Origin of the sequence: Jannaschia seohaensis (assembly GCF_900116765.1) — a bacterium.
Taxonomy (GTDB): Bacteria; Pseudomonadota; Alphaproteobacteria; order Rhodobacterales; family Rhodobacteraceae; genus Jannaschia; species Jannaschia seohaensis.
The window spans coordinates 17,190-35,791 of record NZ_UETC01000009.1 but is presented as its reverse complement, the minus strand read 5'-3'; the positions used below and the strand labels follow the sequence as shown (position 1 = coordinate 35,791).

The window sequence follows — 18,602 nt, the reverse complement described above, 5'->3', positions numbered from 1 at the left end:
CTTACCGCGCTCCGTGAGAGAGGCCGCCGGCGACGCGGCGATTGATTTCGCAGAGAATGGCGATGTCGCCTTCGCCACGGAGAAGGCGACTCGTCTGTCGCTCGACGAAGCTGGCGAGGCTGAGGAGCGCCGCGCGCGTCTCATCTGACAGGTCATTGGCCCCATCGGCGACGGCGGCGGCGGCGGCCAGCCAGAGGCGGCGATTGTCATGGAGCACGGCGACACGGGCCGCGAACGAGGTGGATCGGTCGGTGGCCATCGCCTCCATCCGACGGGTGACCCGAGCGAAGACGAGCGCTTCGGCTCGGGTCGGGTCGACGATACGGGCGTCGAGGGCTCCGTAAGCCTCGGCAGCTGCGAAATGGGCGTTCAGCATCGAAAGCATCACTTTCTGCAAGTCGCGCCGTGCTTCGACGGCAATGCGGGACGGACGGAACGCGCCCCGGCGATGGCGTCCCGGCCCTCAGGGCCGGGACGCGGCCTTCCTTACCGGAAGAGCGACAGGATCGACTGCGGCGCCTGGTTGGCGATCGACAGCGACTGAGTGGCCAGCTGCTGCTGCACCTGAAGGGCCTGCAGACGGGCCGAGGTTTCCTCCATGTTGGCGTCGACCAGGGCGCCAATGCCCGAGGTCAGCGAGTCGGTCAGCTTCGAGACGAAGTCCGACTGCGTTTCGATCCGGCCTTGGGCCGAGCCGAAGGCGGCGGCGGAGTCGATCGACGTCTGGATCAGACCTTCGATGGCTTCAAGCGCGGCCGCGGCGCCGTCGTCGCTCGTCACGTTGAAGTCATCGAGGAGTTCAAGCCCGCCGCCGACCGTGCCATCCGCTTCGCTTTCCAGCGTAGCCTGGTCGGCGATGTCGGCCTGCTCGACCACGCTGTTGCTGTCAGAGATGGCCTCGTCATAGTTGTTCGTGAAGTCGATCCGGCCAGCGTTGTCCGCGTTGGCGGCGAAGGTGATCTCTAGACCGTCCTTCAGGGCCTGATAGTTCAGACGCTCGACCATGTTGTTCACAACGTCGGTGAGCGTGTCGCCGTCCCGTGCGACGTAGACCACGTCCTCAGAGAAGTCGTACGCGTCTCCCGAGACGTCACCCTCGAAGTTGGCGCCCGCGCCACCGGTGACAAGGAAGGATGCGCCGGCAACCAGGGCGTCATCCGCCCCGACACCGTCGAACGTCACGAACTCGGCGGTTGCGCCAACCGCAACGCCACCGCTGTTCACGGATTGATCCAACCCCACCGTTCCGGCCGAGGCCTCGCCGGTCCCGAGATCCTGCTTGCCCACGCTGATATTCGACGCGGCCACGCCGGAGCCGGAGCGGTCCAGCGACGACAGCACATCGACATTGCCCGAGTCGACTTCCAGATCGGTATTTCCGAGCAGATTCAGACCGTTGAACTGCGCTGCACCGACAACCGATCCGATCTGATCGCGCAGGGCGGCGATGTCGGTCTGGATCTTGGCGCGGTCGACGTTCTCCTCCTGGGAGGCGACGATCTTGCCCTTGATGTCGGTCAGAAGCTCCGTGACCGTCTCGGCGGCGTTTCGGGCCACGGCGACGGTGGACTCGCCCAGAGCCAGGCTTTCTTGAATGCTTTTGAAGCCCTTCACGTCGGATTCCATCTGCTTGGAGATGGCCCACACGGCGGCGTTGTCCTTGGCGTTAGCGACCGACTTGCCCGTCGAGATCTCCGACTGGGTCATGCCGAGGTTCTTGTTGATCTGCTGGAGCGTCTGCAGCGCGATCATCGCGCCGTTATTCGTCAGAATGCTGGACATGTTCGTTCCTCTGAATGCGCCCGCTTCACGGGCTGGAGATGTCCGCCAGGATGCGGACGACATGACATTCTGCCTCGGGGCCGGGCCCGTGCCGTTCTTGGCATGGGTCTGATAGGGCCCCGTGTCTTAACGGGAACCTAACGCGGCGGCGGGAGTTACACCGGATTCGACGGGTCTAACCCCGAGACCGCCCAGGTTCCGCCATGATCGGGCCGGGATCGGGCCGGGATCGGCGAAAGGCGCCTCCCGGGCGGGCGCGGAAGGCCTCTCTGGCCCGCCAGACAGAGGCAGCCCTGCCTCCAACTGAACGCCGCGATCCGCCCCAAATCGGACTGCCGGACCTCGACGAGTCACCGGACGCCGCCAGCGACCGGGTGACGGTCGTCGGTCCCCGGCGCTTCCCGCATCGCCGCGGCCCTTGCCCCGGTCACGAGTGCGCGAGACGGAGCACCCTTATGTCCAGCGCGACCGGATCGGCGCCATCGTCAGCAGCCAGCCTCTGGGCGGGCAGCCCTCCGGAACGGCAACTCTTCCCCGCCGCACGCATAGTCTCGACCGGCCTGACCGACCGCCGGCGGCTCTGCCAGTCTCGCCGCCAGGGCGGAGCCCCCGGCGCCCAGCCCCGGCGGACCGGGACCGACCCCGACTTCTTCTGGCCGCAAATACTCCGGGGGGCCCCAAGGGCGGGGGCAGAGCCCCCTCTGAGGCCCGGGCCCGGCGCCGTCCCCGGACATGCGCCCGCATCCCCTGGGGGCAAGCTCGGACCGGCGCCTGCGTGCGCTCTCTTCGCACAGGAGGGAGCCGCCCCCGCTTCCCCGGCCCGCTCCCACCTGCTAGCGCTATCGCCATGACCGACGCGACACTGCACCCCGATCGCCTCTTCCCGCCGGACCCGGGGATGCGCGCCATCGCCCGCGCGCTCTACGAGAGCGTTGCCGACCTGCCGATCGTCTCGCCCCATGGCCATACCGATCCGGCTTGGTGGGGGACCGATGCGCCCTTCGCGAACGCGGCCGAGTTGTTCGTGACGCCCGACCATTACGTCACCCGGATGCTGGTCAGCCAGGGCGTCCCCTTCGAGGCGATCTCTGCCGGCACGGACCCCAGGGCGGTCTGGTCCACATTCGCCGCCCATTACCACCTTTTCGCCGCGACACCCTCGCGGCTCTGGATCGACCACGCGTTCCAGCACGTCTTCGGCCTGACCGACCGGCTGGGTCCCGACACCGCCGACCGCTTCTACGACGCGATCACGGAGGCGCTGGCCACCGACGCGTTCCGCCCCCGCGCCCTCTATGAGCGCTTCGGCATCGCGGCCATCGCGACCACCGATTCCCCCCTATCGGACCTCACCCACCACGCCCGTGCGGCGGAGGACTGGCCCGCAGGCCGCGTCCTGCCGACCTATCGTCCCGACGACTGCGTCGACCCGGAGCACCCGGGCTTCCGCCGCAATGTCGAGACCCTGGGCGCGCTGACCGGCTGCGACACCACCCGCTGGCAGGGCTACCTGGAGGCCCACCGCAAGCGCCGCGCCTATTTCGCCGCCCATGGCGCCACGGCCACCGATCACGGGCACCCGACGGCGCAGACCCGCAACCTGCCCGAGGGCCAGGCCTCCGCCGTCTTCCAACGCGTGCTCCGCGGCCATGCGGTGCCCGGCGATGCCGAGACCTTCCGCGCCCAGATGCTGACGGAGATGGCCCGGATGTCCGTCGAGGACGGGCTGGTGATGCAGCTCCATGCCGGGTCCAGCCGCAACCATTCCGACCTTGTGTTCCGCCGCCACGGCCGCGACCGCGGCTTCGACATCCCCGCCCGCACCGATTATGTGGCCGGGCTTCGGCCGCTCCTGAACGCGGTCGGGATGGACCCGCGCCTGACACTGATCCTGTTCACCCTGGACGAGAGCACCTATGCGCGCGAGCTGGCCCCCCTCGCCGGCGCCTATCCCAGCCTCCTGCTCGGCCCGCCCTGGTGGTTCCATGACAGCCCCGAGGGCATGCGGCGCTACCGCGAGCGCGTGACCGAGACGGCGGGCTTTCACAACACGGCGGGGTTCAACGACGACACCCGCGCGCTGTGCTCCATCCCGGCACGCCACGACATGGCCCGGCGCGCGGATTGTGCCTTCCTCGCGACCTTGGTGGCCGACCACCGCCTGTCGGAGGCGGAGGCCCATGCCCTCGCGCCCGCACTCGCGACCGGGCTCGCCCGAAAGGCCTACAAGCTATGATGGCCCGCTCCGGTCTTGGCGTGTCAGGCAGCTGGCCGAGCCCTACCGGCGCAGACACGCAGGCGCGTCATGGCAGCGCCTTGCGCCCCCCGTCGTACAAGCACCGCAGACAGAGCGGTGCCCCATCTTCCCTGCTCAAATATCCCGGGGGCTCCGGGGGCTGGCCCCCGGTCCCGCCTGCTCCACGAACGCCACGAACCGGTCCTGGGGCGATCGCTCCCCCACCCCCCGGCCCCACCGAACGACGTCCCTCACCGAAGGCCCCAACCCCATGATGCGGCAGACCTGGCGCTGGTTCGGCCCCGCCGACCCGATCCCCCTCAGCCATATCCGTCAGGCAGGCGTGGAGGGCATCGTCACCGCGCTCTACGACCTGCCCCCCGGCACCCCGTGGCCCGTCGAGCGCCTTCTGGAGCGCCGGGCACAGATCGAGGCGGCGGGCCTGACCTGGGACGTGGTCGAGAGCCTGCCAGTCACGGAGCGCATGAAGACCGAGGCGGATCCGGCCGACATCGCCACCTGGATCGAGAGCCTCCGTGCCTGCCACGCCGCGGGCCTGCGGACGATCTGCTACAACTTCATGCCCGCGCTCGACTGGACCCGGACCGAGCTGGCCCACAGGCGCCCCGACGGCGCGCGCGCCCTGCGCTTCGACCTCAGGGACCTCGCCGCCTTCGACCTCCAGCTGATCCGACCCGAGGCGGACGACTACCCGCCGGAGATCGCCGCCGAGGCCCGCACCCGCAAGATCGACCGGGACGCCCTGGTCGCCACCATCCTCGCGGGTCTGCCCGGCGCGATGGAGACCTGGACACTGGACAGCTTCCAGAACCGGCTCGCCGCCTATCGGGGCCTGACCGAAGAGGATCTCCGCGCCAACCTCGCCACCTTCCTGCGCGCCGCCATCCCCGTCGCCGAGGAGTTGGGGATGCGGCTCTGCTGCCATCCCGATGACCCGCCCTGGCGGCTCTTCGGCCTGCCCCGGATCGTCTCGACCGAGACCGATTACGAGGCGCTCCTCGCCGCCGCCCCGTCATCGGCCAACGGCATCACCTTCTGCACCGGCTCGCTGGGCGCGCGGCCCGATGTCGACCTGCCGGGCATGGCCACGCGCCTCGGCCCGCATATCCATTTCGCCCATCTCCGCAACGTTCGGCGCGAGACCGAGACCGTCCCCTGCTCCTTCTTCGAGGACGCGCATCTGGAGGGCTCGACCGACATGGTCGCGGTGATCCGCGCCCTCTTGGCGGAGCAAAGCCGCCGGGCCGCCGCGGGCCGGGACGATTGCGTCATCCCGATGCGCCCCGATCACGGACAGGCCATCCTGACCGACGATCCGGCGACAGGCGCCCCCGGCTACCCGGCCATCGGCCGCCTCCGCGGCCTGGCGGAGCTGCGCGGCGTGATGAAGGCTCTGTCGTGATCCCCTCTTCACGAACCGTTAAGGTTAACGCGCCGCCCCCCTCATCACGGGTTCACAAATACTCACGGCGCGACGCGCGCTCCAAGCGCCCCGCCGCAGCGGATATCTCCCCATGACCCGACTCCTCCATCTCGGCCTCGGCGCCTTCCATCGCGCCCACCAGGCGCCCTACACGCAAGACGCGGGCGGTTGGCGGATCGAGGCGGTCTCGATGCGCGACCCGACGCTCGCCGACGCCATCGAAGCGGCGAAATCCTATCACCTGCTGATCCGCGCACCGGACGGCCCCGAAGCCCGCCGTATCGACGTGATCGACCGGGGCCATGCGCTCTCCCGCGGCGCGGGGCCCATCGCCGACCGCATGGCCGCGCCCGAAATCGCCGCCGTGACGCTGACCGTCACCGAGAAGGGCTATGGCCTCGACCGCGCAACCGGCGGCCCCGACCGCCGCGACGCGACCACCGCCCATGACCTTGCCCACCCGGACAGCCCCAGAGGAGCCATCGGCACGCTTCTCCTCGGCCTTCACCGCCGCGCCCGCGCAGGCTTGCCGCCGCTGACGGTCCTCAGTTGCGACAACCTGCCGGAGAACGGCGCGGTGCTCGCCCGTCTCGCGCGCGAGACGGCGCGCATCACCCGGCCCGGCCTGCTCCCCTATCTCGACGCCTGCGCCTTCCCGTCCAGCATGGTCGACCGGATCACGCCCGCCACGACCGAGGAGACGCTCGACACCATCGCGCGGCTGACCGGCCAGCGCGACCCGCTGACGGTCGAGACCGAGCCCTTCAGCCAGTGGGTGATCGAGGACACAGCCGCGGGTCCCCTGCCGGATTGGGCCGCCGCGGGCGCGCAGATCGTCCCCGACGTGGCCCCTTGGGAGGCGATGAAGCTGCGGATGCTCAACGGCGCGCATTCCACCATCGCCTATCTCGGCCTCGTCGCGGGGCACGCCCATGTGCGCGACGTCATGGCCGATGCAGCCCTAGCGCCCCAGGTCCGGGCCGTCATGGAGACCGCCGCCCGCACCCTTCCACGGGACGCGGGGCTGGATCCCAATGGCTACGCGGAGGCCCTGACCGCGCGCTTCCAAAACCCCGCCATCGCTCATCGCTGCGCCCAGATCGCGATGGACGGCAGCCAGAAGCTGCCCCAGCGCCTCTTCGCCACCGTTCGCGACCTGCTCGACAGGGATATGGACCCAAGCCCCCTCGCACCCGGCATTGCCGCTTGGCTCAAGGTCCTGCGCGACCCCGACCTGCCGGTCTCAGACCCGCTGGAAGAGCCGCTCCGCGCCGCTGCCCGCGCCTCCGATCCCGTGCGCGAGATCGGGCGGGTCGACGGCCTCGCCGGCACCGAGATCTGGCAGGACCGACGCTGGACCAACGCCCTTCGCGCCGCGATGCGGGCCGGGTCATAGCGGCCCCCGCCCCTTCTTCTGGCCAAAAATACTCAGATCCCGAGGCCCACGGCCGGCGCGCGCCTCAGCATTCAGGCAGGTTCACCGCCAAGCCGCCCTGCGACGTCTCCTTGTAGCGCCCGTCCATGTCGCGCCCGGTCTGGCGCATCGCCTCGATGCAATTGTCCAGCGGCATGAAATGCGTGCCGTCGCCCCGGAGCGACAGCGACGCGGCGGAGACCGCCTTGATCGCGCCCAGCCCGTTGCGCTCGATGCAGGGCACTTGAACCAGCCCGGCGGCCGGGTCGCAGGTCATGCCCAGATGGTGCTCCAAGGCGATCTCGGCGGCGTTCTCCACCTGCGCGTTGGTCCCGCCCAAAGCGGCGCAGAGCCCCGCCGCCGCCATCGCCGAGGCGCTTCCGACCTCGCCCTGACAGCCGACCTCGGCCCCTGAGATCGAAGCGTTGTGCTTGATCAGCCCGCCCACGGCGGCGGCTGTAAGCAGGAAGGTGCGGATGCCCTCCGCCGTCGCGCCGACGCAGTGGTCGCGGTAATAGCGGATCACCGCCGGCACGACCCCGGCCGCGCCGTTGGTGGGCGAGGTCACCACCTTCCCCCCGGCCGCATTCTCCTCGTTGACCGCCATGGCATAGACCGACAGCCAGTCGTTGACGACATGGGGCTGCGCCAGGTTGCGCCCGGCCTCTTCGCGCAGCTGCGCATGGATCGCCTTCGCGCGCCGCTTGACGCGCAATCCGCCAGGCAGGATTCCCTCCTGCGAGAGCCCACGGTCGATGCAGGCGTCCATCGCGGTCCAGATCGCGTCGACCCGCTCCTCCAGCCGGTCGGGATGGGTCACCGACTCGTTGCGCCATTTCATCTGCGCGATGGTCAGCCCATGGACCGCGCCCATCTCCAGCATCTCGGCGGCGCTGCCGAAGGGGAAGGGGTAGCCATGCGCGGCCTTCTCGGCATGCAGGTCGCCGGGGGCCTGAAGCTCCCGCTCGGTGGCGACGAAGCCGCCGCCGATGGAATAGTAGACCTCCTCCAGCGCGAGATTGCCCGCGCCGTCGAAGGCCCGCAGGATCATGCCGTTGGCATGGCCCGGCAGGACGCGGTCATAATCGAAGACCACCCCCGCCTGGGGGTCGAATTCCATCTCGGGCAGGCCCTCGGGGCGCACGAGCCGCTCGGTGGCGAGCCGCTCCAGCGCGGTCTCGGCTGCGTCCATATCGACCGTGGCGGGGTCGAAGCCCAAAAGGCCCAGCCGGACGGCCCGATCCGTCGCATGGCCCTTACCGGTGAAGGCGAGCGAGCCGTGGAGGCTGGCTTCCAGGCGCGCCGGCGCCCCCGCCCCCGGCTCCCGCTCACCGGTGCGGAGCGACTCCAGAAAGCGGGCGGCCGCCACCATCGGCCCCATCGTATGCGACGAGGAGGGGCCGATGCCCGGCTTGAAGATGTCGAAGATGGACAGAAACATCGGCGGACTCCCCTGGCCTGCACGCCTGATGCCCCATCCGCAGGCCGCGTGCATCCCTCGAATGCGACCCGCTTGAGCCCGGCTGCGTCCGGCGCGCCCCCGGCCAATCGCCAGGACGGCCCCCCCCGGCGCGCTACCTTTTCCGGGAACCACGGCGCCACCGGCTGCCAGGAGAGCCGCGAAGCACCCTGATGCCTGCGCGGCGAAGATGAACCGGAACAGGAGGTCACCGAGACCGGTCCGGCGACTGGGATCCGGGACTTCCGTGGAGCGCGCCGGGAGGCCGAGAGCGTCTCCTTAAGTGTGGACGCGGTCCCTTTCCGACGCGGACTCGGCGGGGCCTGAGGTCGCGACCGCCGCTCGGGGAGGAGTTTCGAGCCGGGGCAGTGACTCGGTCGGTGCCACACCCGACATCACGTCGGAGGGTGTGGATATGACGGAGACCTCCGCCGGCCTCGGAACGAACGTGGGCCCCTAGTTGTATCGCTTCCATCGGTCGTGGAGCCAGTGCCATTGGGACGGGTGCCGTTCGACCCAGGCGCCGAGGCGCGCGTTGAAGGCGGCCATCATCTCCTCCGGCGTGCCCTCGGGTATCGGCGCCTCGATGACGATCCGGCGGCGACCGTCCTCCCAGGGCGCGAAGGCGGGCACCAGCGGCACGCCGTAGCGCAGGGCCAGCTCGGCCGGGGACAGCGTGGTCGTCGCCGGATGGCCCAGAAAGCCCAGCACCGCGCCGTCGCGGATATGCTGATCGGCCAGGATCGCCATGAAGCCGCCGCCCCGCAGATGCTTGAGCATCACCCGCATCCCGCCGGGACCCTTGGGCACGATGGGCTGCCCGCCCAGTTCGATCCCCGCGCGGAAGATCGGCTCGTAATAGGGGTTGTTGTTGGGGCGGTAGAGCGCGCCCGTCTCCATGCCTTCGCGGCGCAACACGTGGCGGATCGCCTCCCACTCGCCGAAATGACCCGAGACGATCAGCGCCCCCCGGCCCTCGGACTTGGCCGCCCGCAACGCGCTCAGCCCTGGGCCCTCGGCCGCCAGGCCCTCGGCTTCGCGGGCAAGGTCGCCGTTGAACCAGATCCCTGTCAGGGTGCGGCCCGCATTGCGTCCGACCCGCGCCACCAGCCGCGCCCGCACGGCCGGCGCCATGTCCGGCCAGACCAGGCCCAGGTTCCGCTCCGCCCGGCGGCGCAATGGCGACGCGCGCACCAGCGCCTCGGTCACGCAGCCGACGATCGCGCGGCGGCGCGCCAGCGGCAGCCAGGCCACAGCCGCCAGCAGGCCGCGCAGCGCCCAGGCCTGTATCCGGTAGGAAAGGTCACGCATCCCTCCCCCGTGGCCCAGTCGGCAAAGTTCCGCAAGGCCGCGAATCGGCGGCTTGCCGCGTGGCCCGCGCTCCGGCTAGCTCGGTCCACCGTCACAGCCATAGAGCGTCCTGATGATCCGCGCGCTGATTCCCCTCGTCTTCGCCCTGGCCGCCTGCGCCCAGGCACCTGCACCCGACGTCACCCGCGAGGCGCCCGCCGCCGTGCCGCTTTTCCCCGGCGAGACGCCGGAGGTGCGCCGGCTGGTGAACAAATGGGCCGATTACTACGACCTGCCCCGTAGCCTCGTGCATCGCGTCATCCAGCGCGAGAGCGACTACCGCCCGGGCGCCCGCAACGGCCCCTATTGGGGGATGATGCAAATCCTACCCGCCACCGCCCGCAACATGGGCTTTTCCGGCGAGCCCACGCGGCTGCTGGATGCGGACACCGCGCTGAAGTACTCGATACGCTACCTGCGCGGGGCCTGGATGGTCGCCGACGGATCCGAGCAGGAGGCGATGATGTGGTATGCCAAGGGCTACTACTACGAGGCCAAGCGCCAGGGCCTGCTGCAGGAGACCGGGCTGCGTGGCGATCTCTGGCAGCGCTACGACCGCGGCGAGGCGCAGATGCCCGCCCTGGACGCGGCCGGGAACGTCCTGCCCGCCGCCGCATCGGAGCCCAGCTGCACGCCAGCCACCGGCTTCCAGCGCCTGATCCGCGCCGAGACCTGCACCGACCCGGCCTGACCCCGCGCCCCCTGGGATCGATGTCGGAGGGGGCTCTGCCCCCGCCCTTCGGGCCCCCGGGATATTTGAGCAGGGAAGAAGACGGCGCCGCGTCTCGCCGCGGTCACTGGCCGTCAATCAGGTTAGGAGCGGCAGATCCCCCACCCAGCCGATCCGGTTCAGCACCCAATAGGCACCGATCCCCGCGATGATCAGCGAGCCCGGCACCACCACCAGGGCGCGGTAGATGGGCCGGTGCCCGAACGGGATGCCCAGCAGCAGATATGCCACCGCGATGACGGTCAGGTGCCCGATTTCCAAGCCCACGGTGAAGAAGGCCAGGGTCGCGGCCACATGCGCGCCGATCCCGAACTCCGACAGGACCGAGGCGAAGCCAAGCCCATGGGCCAAGCCGAACAGAAAGACGATTCCGATCCGGCCCCAGCCGATCTCCCGCCCTTTCGGGCCCAGGACGTTCTCGACGGCGATCCAGACGATGGAGACGGCGATGATGGTCTCGACCAGCCACATGCGGCCCTCCGGCACGACGATGGCTCCGATCGTGGCCAGGGACAGCGTCGTGGCATGGGCCACGGTGAAGCTGGTCACCTGCCAGAGGAGCGGCCGCCAGGCCAGCGCATAGAGGAATAGCCCCAGCACGAAGAGGATGTGGTCCAGACCGTCGGGGATGACGTGGACGAAGCCCGAGACGGTATAGCGCTTCGCCACCTGCGCCAGCGTCTGCTCGGCCACGCCGAGACGGGGCATCGGCTCGGTCACCGCGCCTCCGGTCAGAAAGACCTCGTAGCTGGCGCCCTCGCCGATCTGACGCACGATCAGGCCGCCCAGCCCGCCGTCCCACCCAAGCACGACGGGTGCCTCCCCCGGTGGCAGGGGCGCGGTCACGGTCAGCACCGAGTCGCGACGCAGCTCGACATCGCCGACGGGCGGGATCGCGACCGCGCCGAGTTCCGGCGCCAGCGGCGCGCCCTCCACGGTCAGGGTCATGCGCGCGGCGAGGCTGGGCCAGGCGTCGCGCAGCACCGGCTCCAGCGCGTCGGGGGGCATGGCCCGGAACCGCTCGACCAGGCCGCTCAGGGGCGACTCGTCCGTGTCGGTCACGTCGCTCAGATCGATCCCGGCCAGGATCGGCTCGACGGCGAGGCGCATGTCGATGCGCACCGTCTCGGGGGTGACCGCGACATCGGCCACGGCGGGCTGCACTTCATGGGCCGCCACCGCAACGCAAAGGACCATTGACAGCCCGAGCGCGAGAAGCACCCTCACGGGCAACCAAAGGAAACGTGCCATGTCCATCCTCTCCAAGACCGCTCTCGCACTCTGCATCTGCGCCAGCCCGCTGCAAGCGCATGAATTCTGGATCGACGCGAACGACTACACCGTGCCCGAAGGCGGCACCGTCGTGGCCACCTTCCGAAACGGCGAGAATCTGGTGGGGTCGGCGCTCAGCTATATCCCGGGCCGGTCCAATCGCTTCGAGATGGTGGTCGATGGCGAGGTGCGGCCGATCCCGTCCCGAATGGGCGACAACCCCGCCATCTCGGTCGAGGGGCTGGACGCAGGGCTGGTTACACTGCTGCACGAGACTCGCGAGCAGACGGTGACCTATCGCGAATGGGAAAAGTGGGTCAGCTTCACCGATCACAAGGACTTCGCCTGGAGCCAGCAGGCGCATCTCGACCGGGGCCTGCCGCAGGAGGGCTTCCGCGAGGCCTATCTGCGCTTCGCCAAGGCCCTCGTCGCGGTCGGGGAGGGCGCCGGGCAGGACGTGCCCCGCGGGTTGCGGACCGAGATCGTGCTTGGGGCCAACCCCTACACCGACGACCTGTCGGACGGGCTTCCGGTGCAGGTCCTTCTCGAAGGCGCCCCGAAGGCGAACGCCCAGATCGAGATGTTCGAGCGGGACCCGAGCGGCGCGGTCGAGGTTACGCTGCACCGGGCCGATGAGGAGGGACGCGCGACGCTCCCGGTCGCGCCCGGCCACGACTACCTGCTCGATTCCGTGACCCTGGTGCCGCAGGAACCCGAGGGAGAGCGGGATCCCGTGTGGCTGAGCCTCTGGGCCGCGTTGACCTTTGCCGTCCCGCAAGGATAATCCAGCGAACCGCCCGCGGACGACCCGCGGATCACACAGCCGGAGTTGCCGCGCCCTATGGACAAGTTCGAGACCCTCACCGGAATCGCCGCCCCCCTGCCTTTGATCAATGTCGACACCGACATGATCATCCCCAAGCAGTTCCTGAAGACGATCAAGCGGTCGGGCCTGGGGGTGAACCTCTTCGACGAGATGCGCTATCTCGACGACGGCTCCGAGAACCCGGATTTCGTGCTGAACAAGCCCGCCTACCGGGAGGCGCAGATCCTCGTGGCCGGCGACAATTTCGGCTGCGGCTCCTCGCGGGAGCATGCGCCTTGGGCGCTGCTCGATTTCGGCATTCGCGCGGTGATCGCGCCCAGCTATGCCGACATCTTCTACAATAACTGCTTCAAGAACGGCATCCTGCCGATCGTGCTGCCGCAGGAGCAGGTCGACGCGCTGATGCGGGACGCCGAGAACGGGGCCAATGCCCGCATCACCATCGACCTCGAAGCGCAGACCGTGACCGGTGCCGACGGCACGACCTATGCCTTCGAGGTCGATCCCTTCAAGAAGCACTGCCTGCTCAACGGGCTGGACGATATCGGCCTCACCCTGGAGAAAGAAGCCGCCATCGACAGCTTCGAGGAGCGCATGGCCCAGGCCCGCCCCTGGATTTAGGTTAACGTCAAATCGTAACAATCTGAATTTTCAGGCCCTTCTTCCCCGGGAAGAGGGGTCTGATGCGTTCTGAGCACAGGCGCCGGCGAAAGAGATTTCGTTCGCGTCCAGCAGCTTGCGAGCCGAACTTAATCAAGGCACGTTCAAGGCAAGAATGAGGCACCTGCCCTAGACGGCGGTCAAAACAGGGGAGCGGCGCAAGATCGCCCCCACCCAACGAGGAACAGTAGGGCAGTGATATTGCAGCTTCCTGGCGCTTTGGCGCGGGCTTTCATGATCGTTCTGCTCTTGCTGACGCCCTCGCTGCTGCTGGGCGGCACCTCGTCCCAGATCTCGGACACGATCCTGGTGCTGGCGATCTTCGGCGCGGTTTTCATCTTCGTCGAATATGCCGCCATCTATCCCGGTCTGATCGAGTTCCGCGACGCCCCGCCTTTCAACCGCGTGCGCTATGCCATGCTGTTCTTCTCGGTGCTGATGGTCGCGCTGGCGACGCGGGGCATGGAGACGCCCTCGACCCTGACCCGCTTCGTCCAGGCGGTGGGGCTGCTGCTGGGCCAGTCGATGGACTTTCCGCTTTCGCCCATCCGTCTGCTCATGTCGCTCCTGCCCGAGGGAACCGGCCTGGTCGAGGCGCAGATCGTGCGGATGGCCGCCGGGCTGACCTATCTGGTGTCGCTGGTCGGCCTGACCCTCTTCGCGATCATGATCCGCCTCAACAACTGGCCGTCCCCCACGGGCAGCTTCAACGTCTGGATCAACCTGCCCACCTTCGACCCCACCGCCGGCGCCGACGTGGTCAAGCGGCTCAATCGCGATGGCGCCGTTAACATTTGGTTAGGGCTTTCCCTGCCATATGTGTCGCCACCGGTCGCGAGCTTCATCGCCGAATCCTATGGGATCTCGATGCTCGAAAGCGATCTGCTGCTGGTCTGGACGATGGCGCTATGGGCCTTCCTTCCCGCTTCCTTGTTCCTGCGCGGCATCGCGATGCGGCGGCTGGCGCTGATGATCTCGCAGAAGCGGCGGCGCTACGGCGGCGCCGATGGCGAGGAAGACCCGGCCTTCCTGCCGGCCTGATCGCCCTCGCCCTTCTCGCAGCCCCGGCCGCGGCCGAGACGCTGCGCATCGCCACCTACGCCACTGAACTCAGCCGCCAGGGACCCGGCGTCATGCTGGACGACCTGACCCGCGGGCGCGACGCGGCGCAGGCGGTCGTGGAGGTGATCGCGCATGCCCGGGCGGACGTCATCCTGCTGCTCGATGTCGATTGGGACCATGGCGGCGCGGGCCTCGCGGCCCTGCGCGATGCGCTCACCCGGGCCGGGCTCGACTATCCCCATCACGTGGCTCTGCCGCCCAATTCCGGACGGCCCAGCGGCGCGGATCTCGATAGGAACGGCCGCCTGGGCGAGGCGCGGGACGCGCTGGGCTATGGGCGCTTTACCGGCGATGGCGGCATGGTGCTGCTGTCCCGCCTGCCACTGAGCCGTGTGGACGACCGGTCGGGCGACCTGTGGTCGGCGCGTGGCCCCCTTCCGCCCGAGATTCTGCCGCCGGAAGCCCTGGACCGGGTTCCGCTGGCCAGCGTCGCGCAATGGGTCGTGCCGCTGGAGGTAGGCGGCACCCGGCTGAGCCTCGTGACCATGAACGCGACGCCTCCCGTCTTCGACGGACCGGAGGATCGCAACGGCCAGCGCAATGCCGACGAGTTGGGCTTCGTCGCCGAACTCGCTTCGGCCGCCGACCTGCCCGTGGTGCTCGGCCGCGCCAATATCGATCCGATGGACGGCGAAGGGCGGCGGGCGGCGCTCGACGCGCTGCTCTCCCACCCCAAGTTGCAGGATCCTGCGCCGCGCGGCGCAGGGGGCGGCGGCACCGGGCATCGGGGCGACCCGGCGCTGGATACCGCCGCATTGGACGGGCCGGGCCCGCTCCGGCTCGACTATGTGCTGCCCGCCAGGGGCCTGCGGGTCGCGGCTGCGGGCGTGGACTGGCCCGCGCCGGACGCCCCCCGCGCCGGGCGCGTGTCCACCGCCAGCCGCGGGCGTCTCGTCTGGGTCGATCTGGCGGTTCCTTGACCCCCCCGGGGCAGGGGCGTAACCGGGGGCGCGATCCCAAACGAAAGGCCCCCGACATGGCGACCCATTCCCTCCTGATCCTGCCCGGCGACGGCATCGGCCCCGAGGTCATGGCCGAGGTGCGGCGGGTCATCGACTGGTTCGCCGCCAACAAGGGGATCGCCTTCGACGTCTCCGAGGATCTCGTTGGCGGCGCCGCCTATGATGCGCACGGCACGCCCCTAACCGACGAGACCCTGGCCAAGGCGCAAGAGGTCGACGCCGTGCTTCTGGGTGCCGTGGGCGGCCCGAAATACGACAATCTCGATTTCAGCGTGAAGCCCGAGCGGGGTCTGCTGCGCCTGCGCAAGGAGATGGACCTGTTCTCGAACCTGCGCCCGGCGCAGTGCTTCGACGCCCTGGCCGATTTCTCGTCGCTCAAGCGCGACGTGGTCGCGGGTCTCGACATCGTCATCGTGCGGGAACTGACGTCTGGCGTCTATTTCGGCGAGCCCCGCGGCATCCACAAGGAAGGCAACGAGCGCGTCGGCATCAACACCCAGCGCTACACCGAGAGCGAGATCGCCCGCGTTGCCCGCTCCGCCTTCGAGCTGGCGAAGAAGCGGTCGAACAAGGTCTGCTCGATGGAGAAGGCCAACGTGATGGAGTCGGGCATCCTCTGGCGCGACGTCGTCCAGGAAATCCACGACACCGAATATCCCGAAGTCGAACTGACCCACATGTATGCCGATAACGGCGCCATGCAGCTGGTCCGCGCGCCCAAGCAGTTCGACGTGATCGTGACCGACAACCTGTTCGGAGATGTCCTGTCGGATTGCGCGGCGATGCTGACCGGCTCCCTGGGGATGCTGCCCTCCGCCTCGCTCGGCCTGCCGATGGCCAATGGCAAGCCCAAGGCGATGTACGAGCCCGTGCACGGCTCCGCTCCCGACATCGCGGGCCAGGGCAAGGCCAACCCGATCGCCTGCATCCTCAGCTTCGCGATGGCGCTGCGGTATTCCTTCGACGAGGGCGAGGCCGCCGACCTCCTGGAAGGCGCGGTCGAGAAGGTGCTCGCCGACGGTGTGCGGACCGCCGACCTCATGGGGCCCGAGGGCGGCACGCCGGTCTCGACCACCGAAATGGGCGACGCGATTCTGGCCGCGCTCGACGCCGCCTGACGCGCCGTAGCGCCGGGGATTTCCCCGGCGCCCCCTCCGCGTCGCGGATTCGCCAGCCTGTGGGCAGCATCGCGCTCGTTCGCACCCGGGCGCGGCGCGCGGCGGCGGGTCCGAGGGGTATTCATCGCGACATTCATTGGCACAAGCGGCAACGACAACGGCACTGACGCGCCGCCGGTCAGCGCCGGGGTGGAGGACGATCTGCTCCAGACGCTGGATGTCCACGATAGTCTGAACGGCAATCAGGGCAACGACACCCCGGAGGACGGCAATGGCGACGACGACTTGTTCGGCAGGACAAATGACGGTCTCCTCTATGGCGGCCCCGGCACGGACACGCTGCGCGGCAAGGCCGGACACGACGTGCTGAAATGGTCGGAGCGGGATTTCGCGGAAGGGCTCTGGGGCGGCGCCCCGCCACGGACACGGCCCTGATGCAGCGTTAGGAGCCCGCGGGCATCGAGGCCATCGCCAACCTCACCTTCGAGAACATGGAAATCTTCGACGCCTGGGATCTGCATATGATCATCGCGCCCGGGCAGTTCGACTGCTGCGATAAGATCATCAGCACCAATGACGCGCCCTCCTCGTCTCCGATTTCGGGCATCTTCACCCACGAGACCAACGACGAAAGCGACTGGTCCGGGAAGATCGCGAGCGGCTTCGCGGGCCGCTTCGAGGCACCGCGCAACGCGCCGGGGATCAAGGGCGACGACGTCTTTCGCATCGCGGGCGCCGATAACGACACGATCATCGCCAATGGCGGCGACGATCTGATCCGGCTCGTCTCGGACAACGACAGCGTACTCGCGGGGGCGGGCGACGACCTGCGGGTCTTCGACAGCGACAGCCAGAGCGATGCGGACACGCTGGATGGCGGCGAGGGCGGCGACGTGCTGTTCTTCTAGGCAAAGCCCGGAACGCCCCTGGCGCTTCGCCTCGGGGGCGCATAGTCCGGGGTGACTGACACCGGCCGCGCCGTCGGGAGGGACGGCGCGGCGAACCTTCTGGAAGGCGCATGCCCGACCGCAGCTCTCCCCTCTCCGGCATCGCGCTCGCGCTGCTGTCCTTCGCCCTCTTCGCCACCCATGACGTCGCGGTGAAGATGTTGGGCGGCGGTTATGCCGTTTTCCAGATCGTCTTCTTCAGCGTGCTGCTGACCTTTCCGATGGTCACCTTCATGCTGCTGCGCGACCCCCATGCGGGCACGCTGCGCCCCGTCCATCCGTGGTGGACGGCACTCCGGACGCTCTCGGCCGTCATTACGGGACTCAGCGCGTTCTACGCCTTTTCGGTCCTGCCGCTGGCGCAGGTCTATGCGATCATCTTCGCCTCGCCGCTGCTGATCACGCTCCTGTCCATCCCGATCCTGGGCGAGAAGGTGGGCCTGCATCGGGCCGGCGCGGTTCTGGTGGGCCTCGCGGGGGTGCTGATCGTGCTGGGCCCCACCGGCCTGCAACTGGAGCTCGGCCATCTAGGCGCACTCTGCGCCGCCTTCTTCGGCGCGCTCTCGGCCGTAATCATGCGCAAGATCGGTCGGGACGAGCGGACGGTGGTGATGATGCTCTACCCGATGATGGGCAATTTCGTGGTGATGGGCTGCCTGCTGCCCTTCGTCTACCGGCCGATTCCCCTGCCGGACCTGGGGCTCTGGGCGATGATGGCCGTTTTCGCCTTCTGCGGCGGGATCTGCCTGATCCAGGCCTACCGGCGGGCCGACGCCGTGCTGGTGGCGCCGATGCAATATAGCCAGATCATCTGGGCCGCGCTCTATGGCTGGCTGTTCTTCGACGAGTCGATCCAGCTACAAACCGCGATCGGCGCGGCGGTCATCATCACCTCGGGCCTCTACATCGTCCTCCGCGAGAGCCGCGGGCAGTCGGCCAACTCGCCCGTCCTACGCACCCGGTCGCGCCCCGAGACGGGCACCGCCTTTCGCGTGTCGCCGCTTCTGTCCGATGCCGACCGCGAGGTGCCCCGCGCGCCCAAGGAATGACGCGGCGAACTGCGTCCGGAGGCGCATTCGGCCCTTGCCCTGCGCGCCGCTGCGCGATACGCCCCCGCTCACGGTCGGGCAGTGGCGCAGCCTGGTAGCGCACCTGCTTCGGGAGCAGGGGGTCGGAGGTTCGAATCCTCTCTGCCCGACCAGATCACTCCCCGCACAATTGATGGCGTTTGGCGGCGAAGGTTGTGGCGCCACCTTGCAAGGCAGGCGGCGCTCTTGGCA

At 69.0% G+C, this 18,602-nt stretch carries 17 protein-coding genes and 1 tRNA gene; 13 read left to right on the top strand and 5 right to left on the bottom strand.

Annotation, left to right across the window (positions count from 1 at the left end; genetic code table 11):
* Nucleotide 1: 1 nt before the first annotated feature.
* Together DTQ71_RS16270 and DTQ71_RS16265 are read right to left on the bottom strand one after the other, a co-directional pair.
* Complete coding sequence (locus DTQ71_RS16270; RefSeq protein WP_109565359.1) at nt 2-385, bottom strand: flagellar biosynthesis regulator FlaF; 384 nt, start codon at nt 383-385, stop codon at nt 2-4.
* Between the two features lie 101 nt (nt 386-486).
* Nucleotides 487-1,782 (bottom strand): flagellin, encoded by a 1,296-nt coding sequence (locus DTQ71_RS16265; RefSeq protein WP_109565358.1) that lies wholly within the window; start codon nt 1,780-1,782, stop codon nt 487-489.
* A gap of 847 nt (nt 1,783-2,629) precedes the next feature.
* Here DTQ71_RS16265 and uxaC point away from each other — a divergent pair.
* From uxaC to DTQ71_RS16250, 3 genes are all read left to right on the top strand, one after another.
* Nucleotides 2,630-4,018 (top strand): glucuronate isomerase, encoded by a 1,389-nt coding sequence (gene uxaC, locus DTQ71_RS16260; RefSeq protein ID WP_109565357.1) that lies wholly within the window; start codon nt 2,630-2,632, stop codon nt 4,016-4,018.
* 274 nt (nt 4,019-4,292) lie between these two features.
* Nucleotides 4,293-5,441: a mannonate dehydratase gene (gene uxuA, locus DTQ71_RS16255; protein WP_109565471.1), complete on the top strand. Its 1,149-nt coding sequence runs from the start codon at nt 4,293-4,295 to the stop codon at nt 5,439-5,441.
* 112 nt (nt 5,442-5,553) lie between these two features.
* Complete coding sequence (locus DTQ71_RS16250) at nt 5,554-6,858, top strand: mannitol dehydrogenase family protein (RefSeq protein WP_109565356.1); 1,305 nt, start codon at nt 5,554-5,556, stop codon at nt 6,856-6,858.
* 64 nt (nt 6,859-6,922) lie between these two features.
* Here the strand turns inward: DTQ71_RS16250 and DTQ71_RS16245 are convergent, their stop codons facing one another.
* Together DTQ71_RS16245 and DTQ71_RS16240 are read right to left on the bottom strand one after the other, a co-directional pair.
* Entirely contained in the window at nt 6,923-8,317 is a 1,395-nt protein-coding gene (locus DTQ71_RS16245) for an L-serine ammonia-lyase (RefSeq protein WP_109565355.1), read from the bottom strand.
* A 474-nt stretch (nt 8,318-8,791) separates the two neighbouring features.
* On the bottom strand, nt 8,792-9,646 hold the full coding sequence (locus DTQ71_RS16240; RefSeq protein WP_109565354.1) for a lysophospholipid acyltransferase family protein: 855 nt from the start codon (nt 9,644-9,646) through the stop codon (nt 8,792-8,794).
* A gap of 112 nt (nt 9,647-9,758) precedes the next feature.
* Between DTQ71_RS16240 and DTQ71_RS16235 the strand changes: the two genes are divergently transcribed.
* Nucleotides 9,759-10,376 (top strand): lytic transglycosylase domain-containing protein, encoded by a 618-nt coding sequence (locus tag DTQ71_RS16235; RefSeq protein ID WP_172500066.1) that lies wholly within the window; start codon nt 9,759-9,761, stop codon nt 10,374-10,376.
* Nucleotides 10,377-10,493: 117 nt separating this feature from the next.
* On the opposite strand, the gene DTQ71_RS16230 is transcribed toward DTQ71_RS16235, so the two are convergent.
* The gene (locus DTQ71_RS16230; RefSeq protein ID WP_170125465.1) at nt 10,494-11,636 is read right to left on the bottom strand and encodes a HupE/UreJ family protein; all 1,143 of its coding nucleotides are present in this window, start codon (nt 11,634-11,636) and stop codon (nt 10,494-10,496) included.
* A 28-nt stretch (nt 11,637-11,664) separates the two neighbouring features.
* Here DTQ71_RS16230 and DTQ71_RS16225 point away from each other — a divergent pair, with 28 nt between their 5' ends.
* The 9 genes from DTQ71_RS16225 (at nt 11,665) to DTQ71_RS16185 (ending at nt 18,523) form a co-directional block, all read left to right on the top strand.
* Nucleotides 11,665-12,471, top strand: a complete 807-nt coding sequence (locus DTQ71_RS16225) for a DUF4198 domain-containing protein (protein ID WP_109565352.1) — start codon at nt 11,665-11,667, stop codon at nt 12,469-12,471.
* A gap of 57 nt (nt 12,472-12,528) precedes the next feature.
* Complete coding sequence (leuD, locus tag DTQ71_RS16220) at nt 12,529-13,134, top strand: 3-isopropylmalate dehydratase small subunit (RefSeq protein ID WP_109565351.1); 606 nt, start codon at nt 12,529-12,531, stop codon at nt 13,132-13,134.
* 273 nt (nt 13,135-13,407) lie between these two features.
* Nucleotides 13,408-14,214, top strand: coding sequence for a hypothetical protein (locus tag DTQ71_RS24370; RefSeq protein WP_245947608.1), 807 nt, complete (start codon nt 13,408-13,410; stop codon nt 14,212-14,214).
* Between the two features lie 92 nt (nt 14,215-14,306).
* The gene (locus tag DTQ71_RS16210; RefSeq protein ID WP_245947606.1) at nt 14,307-15,215 is read left to right on the top strand and encodes an endonuclease/exonuclease/phosphatase family protein; all 909 of its coding nucleotides are present in this window, start codon (nt 14,307-14,309) and stop codon (nt 15,213-15,215) included.
* Between the two features lie 56 nt (nt 15,216-15,271).
* The gene (gene leuB, locus DTQ71_RS16205) at nt 15,272-16,375 is read left to right on the top strand and encodes a 3-isopropylmalate dehydrogenase (RefSeq protein WP_109565349.1); all 1,104 of its coding nucleotides are present in this window, start codon (nt 15,272-15,274) and stop codon (nt 16,373-16,375) included.
* 189 nt (nt 16,376-16,564) lie between these two features.
* Nucleotides 16,565-16,810, top strand: a complete 246-nt coding sequence (locus tag DTQ71_RS16200) for a hypothetical protein (RefSeq protein ID WP_109565348.1) — start codon at nt 16,565-16,567, stop codon at nt 16,808-16,810.
* A gap of 56 nt (nt 16,811-16,866) precedes the next feature.
* Nucleotides 16,867-17,283: a hypothetical protein gene (locus tag DTQ71_RS16195; protein ID WP_109565347.1), complete on the top strand. Its 417-nt coding sequence runs from the start codon at nt 16,867-16,869 to the stop codon at nt 17,281-17,283.
* A gap of 110 nt (nt 17,284-17,393) precedes the next feature.
* Nucleotides 17,394-18,371, top strand: a complete 978-nt coding sequence (locus tag DTQ71_RS16190; protein WP_109565346.1) for a DMT family transporter — start codon at nt 17,394-17,396, stop codon at nt 18,369-18,371.
* 75 nt (nt 18,372-18,446) lie between these two features.
* Nucleotides 18,447-18,523 (top strand) — tRNA-Pro (locus DTQ71_RS16185).
* Nucleotides 18,524-18,602 lie beyond the last annotated feature (79 nt).

Bases quoted from the DNA above. Each gene is read 5' to 3' on its own strand.
- DTQ71_RS16250 (WP_109565356.1), top strand. From the start codon at position 5,554: ATGACCCGACTCCTCCATCTCGGCCTCGGCGCCTTCCATCGCGCCCAC.
- DTQ71_RS16245 (WP_109565355.1), bottom strand. From the start codon at position 8,317: ATGTTTCTGTCCATCTTCGACATCTTCAAGCCGGGCATCGGCCCCTCC.
- DTQ71_RS16270 (WP_109565359.1), bottom strand. From the start codon at position 385: ATGCTTTCGATGCTGAACGCCCATTTCGCAGCTGCCGAGGCTTACGGA.
- DTQ71_RS16235 (WP_172500066.1), top strand. From the start codon at position 9,759: ATGATCCGCGCGCTGATTCCCCTCGTCTTCGCCCTGGCCGCCTGCGCC.
- DTQ71_RS16210 (WP_245947606.1), top strand. From the start codon at position 14,307: ATGCTGGACGACCTGACCCGCGGGCGCGACGCGGCGCAGGCGGTCGTG.
- DTQ71_RS16240 (WP_109565354.1), bottom strand. From the start codon at position 9,646: ATGCGTGACCTTTCCTACCGGATACAGGCCTGGGCGCTGCGCGGCCTG.
- DTQ71_RS16190 (WP_109565346.1), top strand. From the start codon at position 17,394: ATGCCCGACCGCAGCTCTCCCCTCTCCGGCATCGCGCTCGCGCTGCTG.
- DTQ71_RS24370 (WP_245947608.1), top strand. From the start codon at position 13,408: ATGATCGTTCTGCTCTTGCTGACGCCCTCGCTGCTGCTGGGCGGCACC.
- DTQ71_RS16195 (WP_109565347.1), top strand. From the start codon at position 16,867: ATGGAAATCTTCGACGCCTGGGATCTGCATATGATCATCGCGCCCGGG.
- uxaC (WP_109565357.1), top strand. From the start codon at position 2,630: ATGACCGACGCGACACTGCACCCCGATCGCCTCTTCCCGCCGGACCCG.
- leuB (WP_109565349.1), top strand. From the start codon at position 15,272: ATGGCGACCCATTCCCTCCTGATCCTGCCCGGCGACGGCATCGGCCCC.
- uxuA (WP_109565471.1), top strand. From the start codon at position 4,293: ATGCGGCAGACCTGGCGCTGGTTCGGCCCCGCCGACCCGATCCCCCTC.
- DTQ71_RS16265 (WP_109565358.1), bottom strand. From the start codon at position 1,782: ATGTCCAGCATTCTGACGAATAACGGCGCGATGATCGCGCTGCAGACG.
- leuD (WP_109565351.1), top strand. From the start codon at position 12,529: ATGGACAAGTTCGAGACCCTCACCGGAATCGCCGCCCCCCTGCCTTTG.
- DTQ71_RS16225 (WP_109565352.1), top strand. From the start codon at position 11,665: ATGTCCATCCTCTCCAAGACCGCTCTCGCACTCTGCATCTGCGCCAGC.